A 13,285-nucleotide genomic window follows, 5' to 3' on the forward strand; every position below is an offset into this window, starting at 1 on the left:
CATTTAATCTCCTTTTTCCCATAACTTTTGAAGTTCGTTTAAATTTTGATTTGTAATTTTAGCCCTTTGTGCTAAAAAAATCGCCCTTAAAAGCTTATAACTTTTTTCTAAATCATCATTAATAATCAAATAATCATAATCTTTTAAAGCCTTCATTTCGTCCTTTGCGTTATCAAGTCTTTTTTGCAAATCAGACATTTTATCAGCATTTCGTTTAAAAAGCCTTTGCTTTAATTTAGCCTCGTTTTTAGTGGTTATAAAAATTGAAACTATCTTTTCACCAATTTTTTCCTTAGCTATAAAAAAGCCTTGTACATCTATATCAAAAACTACTATTTTGCCACTATCTAACGCCTTTAAGGTATGCTTTAAAGAAGTACCATAATAATTACCATGTACCTTAGCATATTCTAAAAAATTTCCTTCTTTTATATCTCTTTCAAATTCCTTTTGAGTAACGAAAAAATAATCTTTCCCATGAATTTCACTCATTCTTGGTTCTCTAGTAGTTGAAGAAATAGAAAAATACAAATCCTTTTCAAATTCAGCAAATAATCTCGTTAAAAGCGTGGATTTACCGGCACCACTTGGCCCTGATACAAGCAAGATATAAGGTTTCACTTCTTACTTTCTTCAAAGCTTACTTTAATATTTATATTCATATTCATACCCTTTAAAGCAGCTTTTAGTGTATCATCATTTATGCTTGAGGCAATTGTTTTAGCTATGCTTTGGCTTAATTCTCGTTCGATTTCATCATTTTTACCACTAATACCAGTGCTTATATTAATGGCATGTTCGCTAACTTCTTCGCCTAAGGCTTCTTGTATATCACTTTCTTTTAACTCATCAAAATCATTTTCAGGCAAGACGGGTACGACTAAGTCTTCATTTTCAACGCCTAACTCATCAGTATTTAATATAGGTTCTTCTTTAAAATTTTCTAAAACCTTAGTGCTATTATCCTGTGAGATTTCCATATCCAGTTCATCAATTTGGGCCAATTCTTCTTTGATTTGTTCTTGTACGCTTAATTCTTTAGTATCATCTATATTTTTAATATCATCTTCTTCTATAATAGGTGCTAAATCATCCTTAAATTCATCAACTTCGCTTTTTTGACCTAGGAATTTAGCATCTTCTGGCAAGTCATCAAAATCAAGTTCTTTTTCCTTTTCATCAACGCTTGGTACATCGCTTGGAGTCTCATCTTTAATCTTAGTATCCACCTCTTTTAAGCTAACATCTTTAATCTTTTCTACATGCTTATAATCTTCTTCTTCTGGTATGCTTGCTACAACATCTTCGAAATTTTCTTTTTCTAATTTCTCTTCATCTAAATTTTCATCATCTTCTAAATCTTCACTAAAATCTAATTTCTCGCTTTCTAAATTCTCATCCTTGCTAACTTCTTCACTAATTTCTTTGGAATTTTCATCCCTTATCTCTTCTTCAAAATTCGCCAAATCATCTTTAAAATCATCTACTTCTTCTATACCTTCTTCAATCTTTTCTTCTTCCTTGGCTTCTTCTATACATTCTTCAGGTTCTTTTTCTTCGCCAAGGTCTTTAAAATCTTCATCATCGCTTAAATTTAAATCATCTATGTTTAATTCTTCTTCAAAGCCCTCATCATCCTTTTTATCATTATCTAAGTCCTCTAATTCTTCTTTTATATCCTTATCATCAATCTCCAAAGGATTTATAACAGAATTATCATCTGGCAAATCTTCTAAATTTAAATCATCAAAATTTATTTGCAAATCATCATAAGGATTTATATCACAACTTTCAGCTGGTTCAATCGCATCTTTGACAGGTTCAACAATAACACTATCATCAAATTTCATAGGCTTATTATTTAAAAGTGTTATAAAATCAGTCGGCAAAAATGGTTTTTGTAATAATTCTACATTTTTTTCTTCACACTCTTTATTGCGAGGTATTAAATAAATAAGGCGTTTACACTTAGTTTTTAAAAAATGTAAATCAGCTTGAATATCACTATCTAAGATAATCACATCAAAACCACTTGGGTCCTTTGGGCATTCTTCAAATTCTTCAATTTTATAGGCAAGTTTTTGTACGCTAAGATTTACAAGCCTTGATACAACAGGATTTGCATTAAGAAGTAAAATTTTCATAGTCTATCCTTAAATTTGTTCGTTATTTTATGATAAATTAATTTATTTTTAGCTTATGTAAAAAAAAGTACTTGCATATTTGAAAAAGTTTCTAAGATAAGTTCCTTAAAATACTGCATCATTGCAAATAAAATTACAATCACAACTGCTATTGCAAGTCCTATTTTTATAGGAAAACCAACTACAAGTAAGTTAAATTGTGGCATAGTTTTCATTAAAAGCCCAAAGATAACATCAGCTAGTAAAATAATGCCAGTAATTGGAAAGGCCATTGTGAAACCTATTAAAAATACCTTAAACATAGCATTATTTATATAATGTAAGAAATCTTCACCCGGAAAAAATACGCCAAGTTCTATATAATCAAGACTATAGCCCATAAATAAAAGTATTAAATGATGCCCGTCAAAGGCTAAAAATACAAGAATAGCTAAAAGGTGCAAAAGCTGCGAAGTTAAGGGCACACTAGAACCAGTACTAGGATCTACAACATTTGCCATAGTTAAGCCCATGTTAAAGGCTATTTCCTCACCTGCCATCATTATTATATAAAAAACGAGGTCTAGCATAAGACCTGCAACCATACCAAATAAAATTTCAGCTAAAATTTGCAAGATTAAAAAGCTATCTAAATGAACATTATCGAGCCTTGCAAGTGGAAATAAATAAATAGTTAAAAAAAGTGCTATGCAAGTTTTAATGGTAAGTGGAACAGCATTGTGAGAAAAAAATGGAAAAAAAACGATTAAACCACTCATTCTAGCAAATAACAGCATAAAGGTAGCGACATTTTTATCCGTTAAATAATTAACAAATTCCATAATTTTTTAGGGTATAAATTCTATCACAAAAAGAAGCAAGCTTACTATCATGGGTTACAAAAAATAAAGCTGCGTTATTTGTTTTAACATAATCAATTAGGATTTCTATAACATTCTTTGCGTTTTCAAAATCCAAATTTCCAGTGGCCTCATCAGCAAAAATAATCTCGGGCTTTTTACAAAGTACCCTTGCTATACTAACCCTTTGTTGTTGTCCTCCACTTAATTTTGATACCTTTTGATTTAAAAGCATATCAATACCTAGTTTTTTTAAAATATTTTCATCTAAACTATTGCCCGATAAAACACTTGAAAGTTCGACATTTTCTAAGGCTGAAAAGCCTTTAAAAAGATAATGAGTTTGAAAGATTATACCCATTTTAAAACGGCGAATTTCATTTCTTTGATTTTCTTTTAATGAGTAAAGGTCCTTATCTTTGTAAAAAACCTTGCCAGAATTTGGCTTTAAAAGAGTAGCTAAAATATGTAAAAGTGTAGATTTACCACAACCACTACTACCTTGAATAACTACTGATTCTTTTGAATTTAAAGTAAAATTTAAATTTGAAAAAAGCGGATAATCAAAGCTTTGAGTAAGATTTTCCGCTCTTAAAAGCTCCATTTTAACTCATTTGTGCAGCTACTTCAGCAGCAAAATCTTCATTTTTCTTTTCTAAGCCCTCACCCACTTCAAAACGAATAAATTCAGCTATTTTTATGAAACCACCAAATTCTTTTTCCTTTTCTTTGATAACTTGTTCAATGGTCTTTTTATCATCCATTACATAAAATTGACCCATTAAAGTAAGTTTACTATCAAGTTGAGAATTATCATTTATAAAACTTTCCATTTTTCCAGGTATGATTTTATCCCAAATTTTTTCAGGCTTATTTTGTGCCTTTAACTCAGCCTTAATATCTTCTTCGGCTCTCTTTAAAATATCATCGCTTAATTGCTTTCTACTTGCAAATTTAGGAATCTTATGTTCTGGCTTGTTAGGGTCTTTTAATCTTCTTCTTTCTTCATTATCCTTTTCAAGCTCAGCCACCAAAGCCTTATACTCACTCTCAATAAAGCCTAAATCAAGTTCTTTATAGCTTAAATAAACAGGTTTCATAGCAGCTATATGCATACAAAGTTGTTTTAAGAAATTCTTTGATTTTTGAGCTACTTCTTTATTTTCACAAGCTGCAGCTATAATTACGCCTACGCGTCCATTTGTATGGATATATCCATTTACAATGCCACCTTCATTAGCCTTTAAGGTAGCAAATCTTCTAACAACTAAATTCTCGCCTATAGTAGCGATTTGACTTTTTAAATATTCTTCAAATTTAACCCCATTTATAACGCTTGAATGAAGCTCTTCTACATTTTGTAAACTCTTACTTTGAATGTGTGCTGTAGTATCCTTTGTAAGTGCTATAAATTGTTCATTTTTAGCTACAAAATCTGTTTCTGAATTTATCTCACTAACAGTAGCACTACTAAAATCATCACTTACAACCACACTCACAAGCCCTTCAGCCGCTAATCTATCTGCTTTTTTAGCAGCCTTGCCAAGCCCTTTTTCTCTTAGCAATTGAACAGCCTTATCAAAATCTCCATCTGTTTCTTTTAAAGCATTCTTACAATCCATCATACCTGCGCCAGTGCTTTCACGCAGTTCTTTTACCATTTGTGCAGAAATTTCAGCCATTATTCTTCCTCGCTTTCAAAATCTTCTTCTTTCATAGCCTCTTCAATGACTTCTTGTTTTTCACTCTCACTAACTTCTTTAATCTTTTCTTCGCCTTCTTCTGCATCTTGTTCTCTTAAACTTTTACCTTCTAAAATCGCTTCTGCCATTTCTTGACAAAAAAGTTGTACTGAGCGAATTGCATCATCATTACCAGGTATAGGATAATCAACCAAATCGGGGTCACAATTTGTATCAAGAGGTGCAATTACAGGAATTTTTAAACGATTTGCCTCTTTAACAGCTATTTTTTCTTTAACTGTGTCAATAACAAAAATCATATCAGGTTGAGTTTTTAAGTAACGAATTCCACCAAGATAAGCAAGTAATTTTTCCTTTTTTCTACTAAGCATTAAGGCTTCTTTTTTTGTTAAAAGCTTTATACTGCCATCTTCTTCCATTTTTTCAATAACTTCTAGTTTACGTATAGATTGACGAATAGTGCCAAAATTTGTCATCATACCACCGAGCCAACGATGATTAACATAAGGCATTCCACATTTTTCAGCATATTCTTTAATAGCCCCACCAGCTTGTTTTTTAGTACCTACAAAGAGTATAGTCTTACCCTCAGCAGCAACGTCTCTAACTATATTATAGGTATATCTAAAATATCTTAGAGTTTTTTGCAAGTCAATAACATAAATGCCTTTTCTTTCGCCAAAGATAAATTTCTTCATCTTAGGATTCCAACGTCTTGTTTGATGCCCAAAGTGCACACCACATTCGAGTAAATCTCTCATGCTAACCATAACTTCTCCTTTTAAATTTAGCTTTTTACCTCCGCATCCCTTAAAATAACCAAGCTAAAAAGGATTGATGCGTGTGAAATAAAAGCCGTATTTTAGCAAAGTTAAGTTTATTTTTTACTTATTTGAAGTTTAAAATTTGAAAATTTTCAAATTATTTTAATTTTTCCTATGTAGTTTTTATTACTTTTAATTTATAGCTTTTTCAAATTTTTTAAATTTATTTTTTATCGAAATTTATAGGATTATTTAAGCATTTATAAATTATTATCCCTTTTCAAATCCTTATTTATTTTTAAAGCCCTAAAATAAATAGCAGTATAGCTTATATTATCTCTTTTAGCTAAATAACTAGCTACTTGGTTAGTTGTATTGCCTTGTTGTAGAAGTTGAGATATTTCCACATTATATTTTTTGTATAGTATTGCAATCTTAGGTCTTTTTTTGTGTTGGTTCATAGTTAAGCTCTTTTCGTAGCTTTCTTGCTAAATCTTGCAAGGTTCTTAGTAGCAGTGTAATCCTTTTTAGCCATTATGGTATCTATTGCGTAGTTTATTGTGTAGCCTTGGCTAAGTAAGTTAATTAATTCATCTTTATAAGCTATTGCCTTTGAAGCTCTTTTATACTTTGTTATAATGCCTTGTTCGCTTAGTTCTTTTCTAGTAATTCTAAACGATTATATAAGGTTTGAAAGACTATATTTTTATCGTTATACTTTTCTATTAAGCCCTTAGTAATAGCGTATCTGCTATAACCTTGTTTAAATAACTCACTCACTTCGGCTAAGTATTTTTCACTAACCTTTAAAAGTGGATTATACCCTATGTATTTATTTAAAGCACTAAGTAACATAGCATTTAATTCTTTTAGTTCAGGTTTTAAAATGGCAAGTTTAGCTAGTATTTGTGTGTTTCCTAAACCTTGTTTATAAAGGTCTTGTATTATGCCCCTATTATCAAAAATAGCTTATTAGTCCTTGCCTTTTTAGCATTAATGTATAAAGGTTTTAATTCCCTATAAGTCATATTTTTATAGTTTGTTTCCATTTTATTATGCAGTTCGTTAAACTCATTTTCGTTAATATAACATTCTTCAAAGACTTTTCTAAGACATAACCTTTCTTTGCTATATTTGTCTATTACTAGGTAAGATTTTCCCTTATATACTCCAAAATCACTCGCATATATTTTATTTAAGATATTTGACATTGTGCCCCTTTTAGTTTTGTAAATTATACTTTCTTTTTGCTTAGGTTTTGTTTTAAATTATAATGGGATATTTTAGAACTAAGGCAAATTTAAAAAAGTTAAAAATACAATTATAAGTTATTTTTGTTAGGTTTAAATATTATTTTTTATCAAAATTAGGCAAAAAACTCTAACTTCTTAAGCTAAAGATAAATTGCCTAATTCAAACACAATCACTTCTTAAAAGCCTTTACAATCTTAGCTTGAAGTTTAAACCAGTCTTTAAGTAGCATTAAAGGATAGCCTCCATAGGCATTACCACCTTTTAAATTCTTAGAAACTCCACCTCTTGCAGCAATGCTTGTAAAATCACCTATTTTAAGGTGTCCAGCCGTTCCGCTTTGTCCACCCATTATTACATTTCTACCAAGTTCTGTAGAACCTGAAATTCCAACTTGAGAAACTATTAAACAATGTTGACCAAGTTTGCAATTATGTCCTATTTGAACGAGATTATCTATCTTTGTGCCTTCTTTTATAATAGTACTATCAAAAACAGCCCTATCAATAGTACTACAAGCCCCGACTTCTACATAATCTTCTAAGATAACATTGCCATTATGATAAATTTTATAATGTTCCCCACCCTTGCTATGTGCATATCCAAAGCCATCACTCCCTATAACGCAATTTGCAAGTAAGTGGCATTTTCTACCAATTTTACTATCATTATAAATAACTACATTTGGATGAATGATACTATCATCTCCTATGCTAACATTATCACCTATGTAAGCCCCAGCCATTATAACAACATTTTCACCTATACTAACATTATGCCCTATATACACATTTGGCATTATAGTAGCACTTTTTGCAATCTCATGTTTTTTTTCTTTAACATTTGTTATTAATGGCTTAGCAAAAATTCTACTTAAAAAGGCAAAGCTTAAATGAGGATTAGAGCTTATAATAGCCTTAGTATCCTTTGGCACCAAATTTTCATGCTCTTTTAAAACCAAAATCGCGCCAGCACCTGTATTTGTGATATCCTTAGCGTTTTTATCCCCATCACAATAGGTAAGTTCGGTAAAATTTGCCTTAGATAAGGAATTTAAACCCGAAATATCAATATCCTCATCCTTATAGTCAAGATTTAAAAATTCAGCAATCTCACTTAATCTCATTTTATCTCCATTAAAACTGAACCACTGCGAACTATGTCGCTTGGATTGTATTTTTTAATAGTCTTGATAAAATTATCAATCCTATTTGCATCATCAGCTACCATTAAAAATAAAAAATTCTCATTACTATTTGCAATCGTTCCATTATACGCCTTTAATACTGCGTCAAGCCCTCCTAAATTTTCATTTAGTGGAATTTTAACAAGGGCCATTTCTTTTTCTATAAATTCTCCACTTTCTATAACCTTATAGGTTGGGATTAATTTATGAAGTTGTTTTACTATTTGTTCAAATACCTTTTCATTGCCCGAAGTTACTATATTTACACGGGAAAATTCGCTTGAAACAATGGGTGCAACCGTAAGGCTATCTATATTATAACCTCTACCTGAAAAAAGCCCAACAATGCGAGATAAAACCCCATGTTCATTTAAAACTATAACTGATAAAATTCTTCTCATTTTTTATCCTTTGCTGTTGGTAAAATCATATTATAAATAGCAGTTCCGGCAGGAACCATAGGTAAAACATCTTCAAAGCGATCAATTTGTACATTTAAAACTGCTGTTTTATCGCTTTTTAAGACCTTATTAAAAGCGTTTATAAATTCATCCTTGCTTTTAATATCAAAGCCCTCGCAACCAAAACCTTCTGCGATTTTTACAAAGTCAGGTTGATTTTGTAGATTAGTTTCTGAAAAATGTTCGTTATAAAACATACTTTGCCATTGTCTAACCATGCCTAAGAATGCGTTATTTAAAATAATGTTTATAAATTTAATCTTATATTCGTTAGCTGTCATTAATTCTTGTATATTCATTAAAACGCCACCATCTCCAACGAAATTTATAACAACCTCCTCATCTTTAAGAGCTAATTTTGCACCAAGGGCTGCAGGTAAAGAATAACCCATAGTACCAAGCCCACCACTTGTTGAAAACTGCCTAGGATAATTAAATGGGAAAAATTGTGCAACCCACATTTGATGTTGACCAACATCAGTTATAATCCTAGCATTTGGGACTATCTTAGCACATTCTTGTATAACCCATTGAGGTTTTAAAATTTCATCACTATCATCATAAGACATAGGATAAAGATTATTATATCTTTTCAAGGTTTCAAGCCATTCTTTATCATTTGGATTAAATTTTTCTTTTTTAAGTTCAAGTAAAAGCTCATCCACAACGCATTTAGTATCACCAACTATAGGAAAATGCACATCAATTATCTTAGAAATAGAACTTGGGTCAATATCTATATGAACTATCTTTGCAGCTTTAGCAAATTCGCTTGTCTTGCCCGTAATCCTATCATCAAATCTAGCCCCAATAGATATTAACAAATCACATTCACTAAGTGCCATGTTAGCAGCATAACTTCCATGCATTCCTGCCATTTTTAAATTTAAACTATCATCATTTGCTAAAACACCTAAGGCCATTAAGGTTTCAACAGCTGGAATTTGAGTAAGTTTAACTAATTCTCTTATACTATCACTTGCATTTGAACTAATACAGCCTCCACCTAGATAAAATAATGGCCTTTTAGCCTCTTTTAACAACTCGGCTAACTTTTTAATCTGCTTTGCATTGCCCTTATAAGTTGGCTTATAAGTTTTCATTGAAATTTCACTAGGATACTCCCAAGTCCCAAGATAAGCACTAACATCCTTTGGTATATCAACATGAACAGGTCCTGGACGTCCACTTTTTGCTATATAAAAGGCCTCTTTTAAAACGCGTGGCAATTCATCAATATGAGTTACAAGATAATTATGCTTAACGCAAGGCCTTGAAATGCCAACTGCATCAATTTCTTGAAAGGCATCAGTACCTATTAAAGAAGTAGAAACTTGCCCTGATATTAAAACAAGAGGGATTGAATCACTATACGCAGTAGCAAGTCCTGTAATGGCATTGGTAAAACCGGGTCCACTTGTAACAATGGCAACGCCAACCTTGCCACTAACCCTAGCATAACCATCGGCTGCGTGAACTGCGGCTTGTTCGTGTCTAACTAGTATGTGTTTAAAATAATTTTGTTTATAAATTTCTTCATAAATGTTTAAAGCAGCCCCTCCTGGATACCCAAAAACTACTTCAACATTTTCTTCTTTTAAGGCTTCACATATCATCGCTGAACCACTTATTTTACTCATTTTGTATCCTTAAAGTTCATATAAAAAATTTTGCGAACAATTGTAACATATAAAACAAAATACAAGCTTTAAATTTAGCATTAGTATAAAAAAATGTTTCAATCAGTAAATTTAACCAAATATTAAAAAAATATCATTTTTAAAAATTTTCAAGGAGAATATATGAAAAAAATTTGTGCAAGTTTAGTGGTGCTTTTAGTTTTGAGTGGTTGTGGCTATAAAGGTGGTAGTGAATTTTTAGAAATGCACGATAAATCAAGTATTCAAAAAGAATTACCTCTCAATAAAATTACAAAACAAGAAATAATTGCTAAATTTAGAAAGCCAAATGATGAAAGTATATAATGCTGCTGGTGAAACAATAGATGTTGGTGGAAAAAATATAGTCGCATTTAATTCTATTAATTATAGCTATATAGAAGGTGGGGCAAATCCGGCAAGTTATGTACCAGTTGTTGGTGGTTTAATAGGAAGCAATGAAAGCGAAAACACTTTTATATATTTATGGTTTGATAAAAATGACAAACTTATACAATATGTATTTACAAAAGGACAAAATAGTTCAGGCACTAAAGTAGAATTTTAATGATAAATGCGCAATTTACATTTCGCATTTTAAAAAGTTGAATTTGTTTCTTTGCTAATATTTTGTTCTAACTTACTTTTCCATTCTTCTTTTTCAATGGCTATTTTATAGGCATTTATGCAATCTTGACTAATGAGATTATATTTTTTACATTTTAAGGTTTTTTCCTTAGCAAGTTCGGGATTTGCCTTATAAAATTCCACACTTTTAGTTTCTTGGCAAGATACCAAAAACAAAGATAAAAAGATAAAAAATAAAATTTTCATACTAATCCTTTTTTAAGAATTATAGCTAAATACAGGCAAGGACCACTTATATTTTATAGCTAAAAGTCTCATTAAAACTCCTAAAAATAAGGTTATAAGCGTGCAAATTAAAGCATTTAAACTAGCCCACATTAAAAGACCATAGTAAATTCCACCTGCGATTATAGCAACACCTGCATAAATTTCTTTTTGAAAAACTAAGGGAATTCTCATACATAAAATATCCCTTAAAATACCACCAAAAACCCCTGTTATAACGGCTGCTGAAATGGCTATTATAAAGCCTAAATTTTCATCTATTGCAACTTGTGCCCCAAGTATGCTAAATACCACTAAACCAACGGCATCAAGGCTTAAAAAAACGCTTTCAAGCCTAACAACTAACGCGGGAATTTTTGTAGCAATTAGGGCACAAATGCAGATTAAAATCACATATTCAGGGTGTTTAACCCAGGTAAGTGGAAAATGCCCCAAAAGCACATCTCTTATACTACCACCTCCAATAGCTGTTACAAGGGCTATAAACATAACGCCAAATAAATCCATTTTATGCCGTCCAGCTGCTAGGGCCCCAGTCATTCCCTCAGCACTAATTCCGATAATATAAAGTATAGTAAGTAACACAAGCTTTCTTTAATAATGATTTTTAAAAATATATTATTATTTTGCTATAACTTTCTTTAAAATTTTAATTTTTTTGGGTTAAAAGTTTAGTTAAAAAGAAAAAAGTACTTAAAGAATAATGTAATGTTATCACACTACAAAAATGGGTATAATGTTATTTAAGGTATAGATTTGGTATAATTTTGAATATTAAATTTAAGTTGGTTAATATGCAAGAAAGTTTTTTTATTTTTCATAAAGATTGTAGAATTGCTTTAAAGGATTTAGCAGAAAATTCTATTGATTTTATAATAACCGATCCGCCGTATTTTATCGATGGAATGGGAAACGAATGGAATGATAAGAATTTAACAAATAAGGCATCAAAATCTGGCGTCATCGGCAGTTTGCCCATAGGAATGAAATTCGATAGAAATCAAGGCGTAAAATTGCAAGAATTTATGAATCCGCTAGCGGAGGAATTTTATAGGATTTTGAAGCCCGGCGGTTTTTGCGTGGTGTTTTCGCAAGCAAGACTTTATCATAGAATGGCAATGAGCTTGGATTTAGCGGGATTTGAAATACGAGATATGCTCGCGTGGAAGTATGAAGGACAGGCGAAGGCGTTTTCACAAACGCATTTCATTAAAAAGGACAAAAATCTCTCTTGCGCACAAAAAGAGATTTTAATAAAAGAATTAGAAGGCATGAAAACACCGCAGTTAAAGCCACAAATCGAGCCTATGGTATTAGCGCAAAAACCAAAAATTGGCACTTTTGTGCAAAATTGGCAACGATATAAATTAGGACTTATCAACACAAAAGAAAGCTTGGATTCAAAGTTTCCGGGCAATGTAATGGAAATTCCAAAAAGTGCTAGAAACAGCGAAAGCGAGGATAAAATCGAGCATTTGACAAGAAAGCCGGTGAGTTTGATTGCGCATTTAATCCGACTTTTTACGCAAGAAAATCAGCTAATTTTAGATCCATTTTTGGGAAGTGGTTCGAGTGCAATTGCGGCACTAAACAATAAGCGAAGATTCGTTGGCTTTTAGATAGAGAAAAAATATTTTGACATCGCAAACGAGCGGATTAGAAAAGATGAAATGAGCGAGGAGGAAATAGAGAAAATCTATCGCTTGATAAGCGAAAAATACGAATCTAATTTAAAAAAATTTGGCGTCAAAAAGATAAATTTAAAAGATAAAAACGGCAATTACACGAAAGACGCACTGGTGTTGATTTATCTTGCAAGGGATTATCCGAAAACTCAGGCAATTTCAAAACAAGAGCTTACGGAATTTGTAAGAAAGTTTTATCCAAATGTGAGCGATGTGCAACAAGCAAGGCATTTGGCGAAGCAAAAAGGCTATAACATTATTTCTGGCACGCGAGGCGATATAAATGAGAAAATCGCACCCGCGTCATATAAATTGCTAAATTTGGAATATCCGTATCCTTCGTTTAAACAAGATAGGCGAAGCGGGATTAATGCCAAGGATTTTGAGGATTTAAAAAAGCAATATAATTACAGATGCGCGACCTGTGGCTCGATAGAAAATCAACCTCACAATATAAGAAATAACGAAATCACAAAGCTTCAAGCCGGACATATGAATCCGTCTAAACCGCTAGTTTTTGGAATATCATTCCGCAATGTCAAGTTTGCAATCGTCCCGATAGAGATAGATTTATCTATGATAAAACGGGAAGAGCGATAGAAATCGCCAATTCAGATGACGGCAAACGCGTGGTTGAGAGATATTTCAAAAAAGTTAGTAAAAATACAAAAGAATATTTTTTAGATTTATTAAAAAGGCTTTTAAAGATAAAATAATAATT

At 31.5% G+C, this 13,285-nt stretch carries 18 protein-coding genes; 4 read left to right on the forward strand and 14 right to left on the reverse strand.

Annotated elements, in window-relative coordinates; genetic code table 11:
• Positions 1-3 precede the first annotated feature (3 nt).
• The 12 genes from gmk to FMM58_RS06460 all read right to left on the reverse strand — a co-directional run bounded on the left by gmk (position 4) and on the right by FMM58_RS06460 (position 9,988).
• Positions 4-621: a guanylate kinase gene (gene gmk / locus FMM58_RS06405; protein WP_150141172.1), complete on the reverse strand. Its 618-nt coding sequence runs from the start codon at positions 619-621 to the stop codon at positions 4-6.
• Positions 618-2,144, reverse strand: a complete 1,527-nt coding sequence (locus FMM58_RS06410) for a hypothetical protein (protein ID WP_150141174.1) — start codon at positions 2,142-2,144, stop codon at positions 618-620. Before FMM58_RS06410 ends, gmk begins: the two co-directional genes overlap by 4 nt.
• Before the next feature lie 53 nt (positions 2,145-2,197).
• A complete protein-coding gene (gene fliR, locus FMM58_RS06415) occupies positions 2,198-2,965 on the reverse strand; it encodes a flagellar biosynthetic protein FliR (protein WP_150141176.1) in 768 nt (255 codons plus the stop codon).
• Entirely contained in the window at positions 2,952-3,587 is a 636-nt protein-coding gene (locus FMM58_RS06420) for an ABC transporter ATP-binding protein (protein WP_150141178.1), read from the reverse strand. Before FMM58_RS06420 ends, fliR begins: the two co-directional genes overlap by 14 nt.
• A 1-nt stretch (position 3,588) precedes the next feature.
• Positions 3,589-4,665, reverse strand: a complete 1,077-nt coding sequence (gene tsf, locus FMM58_RS06425; protein WP_150141180.1) for a translation elongation factor Ts — start codon at positions 4,663-4,665, stop codon at positions 3,589-3,591.
• Complete coding sequence (gene rpsB / locus FMM58_RS06430; RefSeq protein WP_150141182.1) at positions 4,665-5,456, reverse strand: 30S ribosomal protein S2; 792 nt, start codon at positions 5,454-5,456, stop codon at positions 4,665-4,667. The genes tsf and rpsB overlap by 1 nt, the downstream gene beginning before the upstream one ends.
• Before the next feature lie 254 nt (positions 5,457-5,710).
• Positions 5,711-5,911 (reverse strand): hypothetical protein, encoded by a 201-nt coding sequence (locus FMM58_RS06435; RefSeq protein ID WP_150141184.1) that lies wholly within the window; start codon positions 5,909-5,911, stop codon positions 5,711-5,713.
• Between the two features lie 190 nt (positions 5,912-6,101).
• The gene (locus FMM58_RS06440; RefSeq protein WP_150141186.1) at positions 6,102-6,305 is read right to left on the reverse strand and encodes a hypothetical protein; all 204 of its coding nucleotides are present in this window, start codon (positions 6,303-6,305) and stop codon (positions 6,102-6,104) included.
• Positions 6,306-6,394: 89 nt separating this feature from the next.
• Positions 6,395-6,661 (reverse strand): hypothetical protein, encoded by a 267-nt coding sequence (locus FMM58_RS06445; RefSeq protein WP_150141188.1) that lies wholly within the window; start codon positions 6,659-6,661, stop codon positions 6,395-6,397.
• 212 nt (positions 6,662-6,873) lie between these two features.
• Positions 6,874-7,827: a UDP-3-O-(3-hydroxymyristoyl)glucosamine N-acyltransferase gene (gene lpxD / locus FMM58_RS06450; protein WP_150141190.1), complete on the reverse strand. Its 954-nt coding sequence runs from the start codon at positions 7,825-7,827 to the stop codon at positions 6,874-6,876.
• On the reverse strand, positions 7,824-8,288 hold the full coding sequence (gene ilvN / locus FMM58_RS06455) for an acetolactate synthase small subunit (protein WP_150141191.1): 465 nt from the start codon (positions 8,286-8,288) through the stop codon (positions 7,824-7,826). Before ilvN ends, lpxD begins: the two co-directional genes overlap by 4 nt.
• The gene (locus FMM58_RS06460) at positions 8,285-9,988 is read right to left on the reverse strand and encodes an acetolactate synthase large subunit (protein WP_150141193.1); all 1,704 of its coding nucleotides are present in this window, start codon (positions 9,986-9,988) and stop codon (positions 8,285-8,287) included. The genes ilvN and FMM58_RS06460 overlap by 4 nt, the downstream gene beginning before the upstream one ends.
• 162 nt (positions 9,989-10,150) lie before the next feature.
• Here FMM58_RS06460 and FMM58_RS06465 point away from each other — a divergent pair, with 162 nt between their 5' ends.
• Positions 10,151-10,333, forward strand: a complete 183-nt coding sequence (locus FMM58_RS06465; RefSeq protein WP_150141195.1) for a hypothetical protein — start codon at positions 10,151-10,153, stop codon at positions 10,331-10,333.
• Positions 10,320-10,574 carry a hypothetical protein gene (locus FMM58_RS06470; RefSeq protein WP_150141197.1) on the forward strand — a complete coding sequence of 85 codons (255 nt, stop codon included), beginning with the start codon at positions 10,320-10,322 and terminating at the stop codon, positions 10,572-10,574. Before FMM58_RS06465 ends, FMM58_RS06470 begins: the two co-directional genes overlap by 14 nt.
• Before the next feature lie 29 nt (positions 10,575-10,603).
• Here FMM58_RS06470 and FMM58_RS06475 read toward each other — a convergent pair whose 3' ends face one another.
• Both FMM58_RS06475 and FMM58_RS06480 read right to left on the reverse strand, forming a co-directional pair.
• Positions 10,604-10,840: an EexN family lipoprotein gene (locus FMM58_RS06475; RefSeq protein WP_150141199.1), complete on the reverse strand. Its 237-nt coding sequence runs from the start codon at positions 10,838-10,840 to the stop codon at positions 10,604-10,606.
• Between the two features lie 12 nt (positions 10,841-10,852).
• On the reverse strand, positions 10,853-11,464 hold the full coding sequence (locus FMM58_RS06480) for a trimeric intracellular cation channel family protein (protein WP_150141202.1): 612 nt from the start codon (positions 11,462-11,464) through the stop codon (positions 10,853-10,855).
• Positions 11,465-11,673: 209 nt separating this feature from the next.
• Between FMM58_RS06480 and FMM58_RS09010 the strand changes: the two genes are divergently transcribed.
• Both FMM58_RS09010 and FMM58_RS09015 read left to right on the forward strand, forming a co-directional pair.
• Positions 11,674-12,498, forward strand: a complete 825-nt coding sequence (locus FMM58_RS09010) for a DNA-methyltransferase (RefSeq protein WP_223810236.1) — start codon at positions 11,674-11,676, stop codon at positions 12,496-12,498.
• A 51-nt stretch (positions 12,499-12,549) separates the two neighbouring features.
• On the forward strand, positions 12,550-13,164 hold the full coding sequence (locus tag FMM58_RS09015) for a hypothetical protein (RefSeq protein WP_223810458.1): 615 nt from the start codon (positions 12,550-12,552) through the stop codon (positions 13,162-13,164).
• Positions 13,165-13,285 lie beyond the last annotated feature (121 nt).

This window comes from Campylobacter sp. LR291e (genome assembly GCF_008633915.1).
In the GTDB taxonomy this organism is placed as follows: domain Bacteria; phylum Campylobacterota; class Campylobacteria; order Campylobacterales; family Campylobacteraceae; genus Campylobacter_D.

Bases quoted from the DNA above. Each gene is read 5' to 3' on its own strand.
- FMM58_RS09010 (WP_223810236.1), top strand. From the start codon at position 11,674: ATGCAAGAAAGTTTTTTTATTTTTCATAAAGATTGTAGAATTGCTTTA.
- FMM58_RS06445 (WP_150141188.1), bottom strand. From the start codon at position 6,661: ATGTCAAATATCTTAAATAAAATATATGCGAGTGATTTTGGAGTATAT.
- FMM58_RS09015 (WP_223810458.1), top strand. From the start codon at position 12,550: ATGAGCGAGGAGGAAATAGAGAAAATCTATCGCTTGATAAGCGAAAAA.
- FMM58_RS06460 (WP_150141193.1), bottom strand. From the start codon at position 9,988: ATGAGTAAAATAAGTGGTTCAGCGATGATATGTGAAGCCTTAAAAGAA.
- FMM58_RS06475 (WP_150141199.1), bottom strand. From the start codon at position 10,840: ATGAAAATTTTATTTTTTATCTTTTTATCTTTGTTTTTGGTATCTTGC.
- FMM58_RS06470 (WP_150141197.1), top strand. From the start codon at position 10,320: ATGAAAGTATATAATGCTGCTGGTGAAACAATAGATGTTGGTGGAAAA.
- rpsB (WP_150141182.1), bottom strand. From the start codon at position 5,456: ATGGTTAGCATGAGAGATTTACTCGAATGTGGTGTGCACTTTGGGCAT.
- fliR (WP_150141176.1), bottom strand. From the start codon at position 2,965: ATGGAATTTGTTAATTATTTAACGGATAAAAATGTCGCTACCTTTATG.
- lpxD (WP_150141190.1), bottom strand. From the start codon at position 7,827: ATGAGATTAAGTGAGATTGCTGAATTTTTAAATCTTGACTATAAGGAT.
- FMM58_RS06420 (WP_150141178.1), bottom strand. From the start codon at position 3,587: ATGGAGCTTTTAAGAGCGGAAAATCTTACTCAAAGCTTTGATTATCCG.
- ilvN (WP_150141191.1), bottom strand. From the start codon at position 8,288: ATGAGAAGAATTTTATCAGTTATAGTTTTAAATGAACATGGGGTTTTA.
- FMM58_RS06410 (WP_150141174.1), bottom strand. From the start codon at position 2,144: ATGAAAATTTTACTTCTTAATGCAAATCCTGTTGTATCAAGGCTTGTA.
- tsf (WP_150141180.1), bottom strand. From the start codon at position 4,665: ATGGCTGAAATTTCTGCACAAATGGTAAAAGAACTGCGTGAAAGCACT.
- FMM58_RS06440 (WP_150141186.1), bottom strand. From the start codon at position 6,305: ATGTTACTTAGTGCTTTAAATAAATACATAGGGTATAATCCACTTTTA.
- FMM58_RS06465 (WP_150141195.1), top strand. From the start codon at position 10,151: ATGAAAAAAATTTGTGCAAGTTTAGTGGTGCTTTTAGTTTTGAGTGGT.
- FMM58_RS06435 (WP_150141184.1), bottom strand. From the start codon at position 5,911: ATGAACCAACACAAAAAAAGACCTAAGATTGCAATACTATACAAAAAA.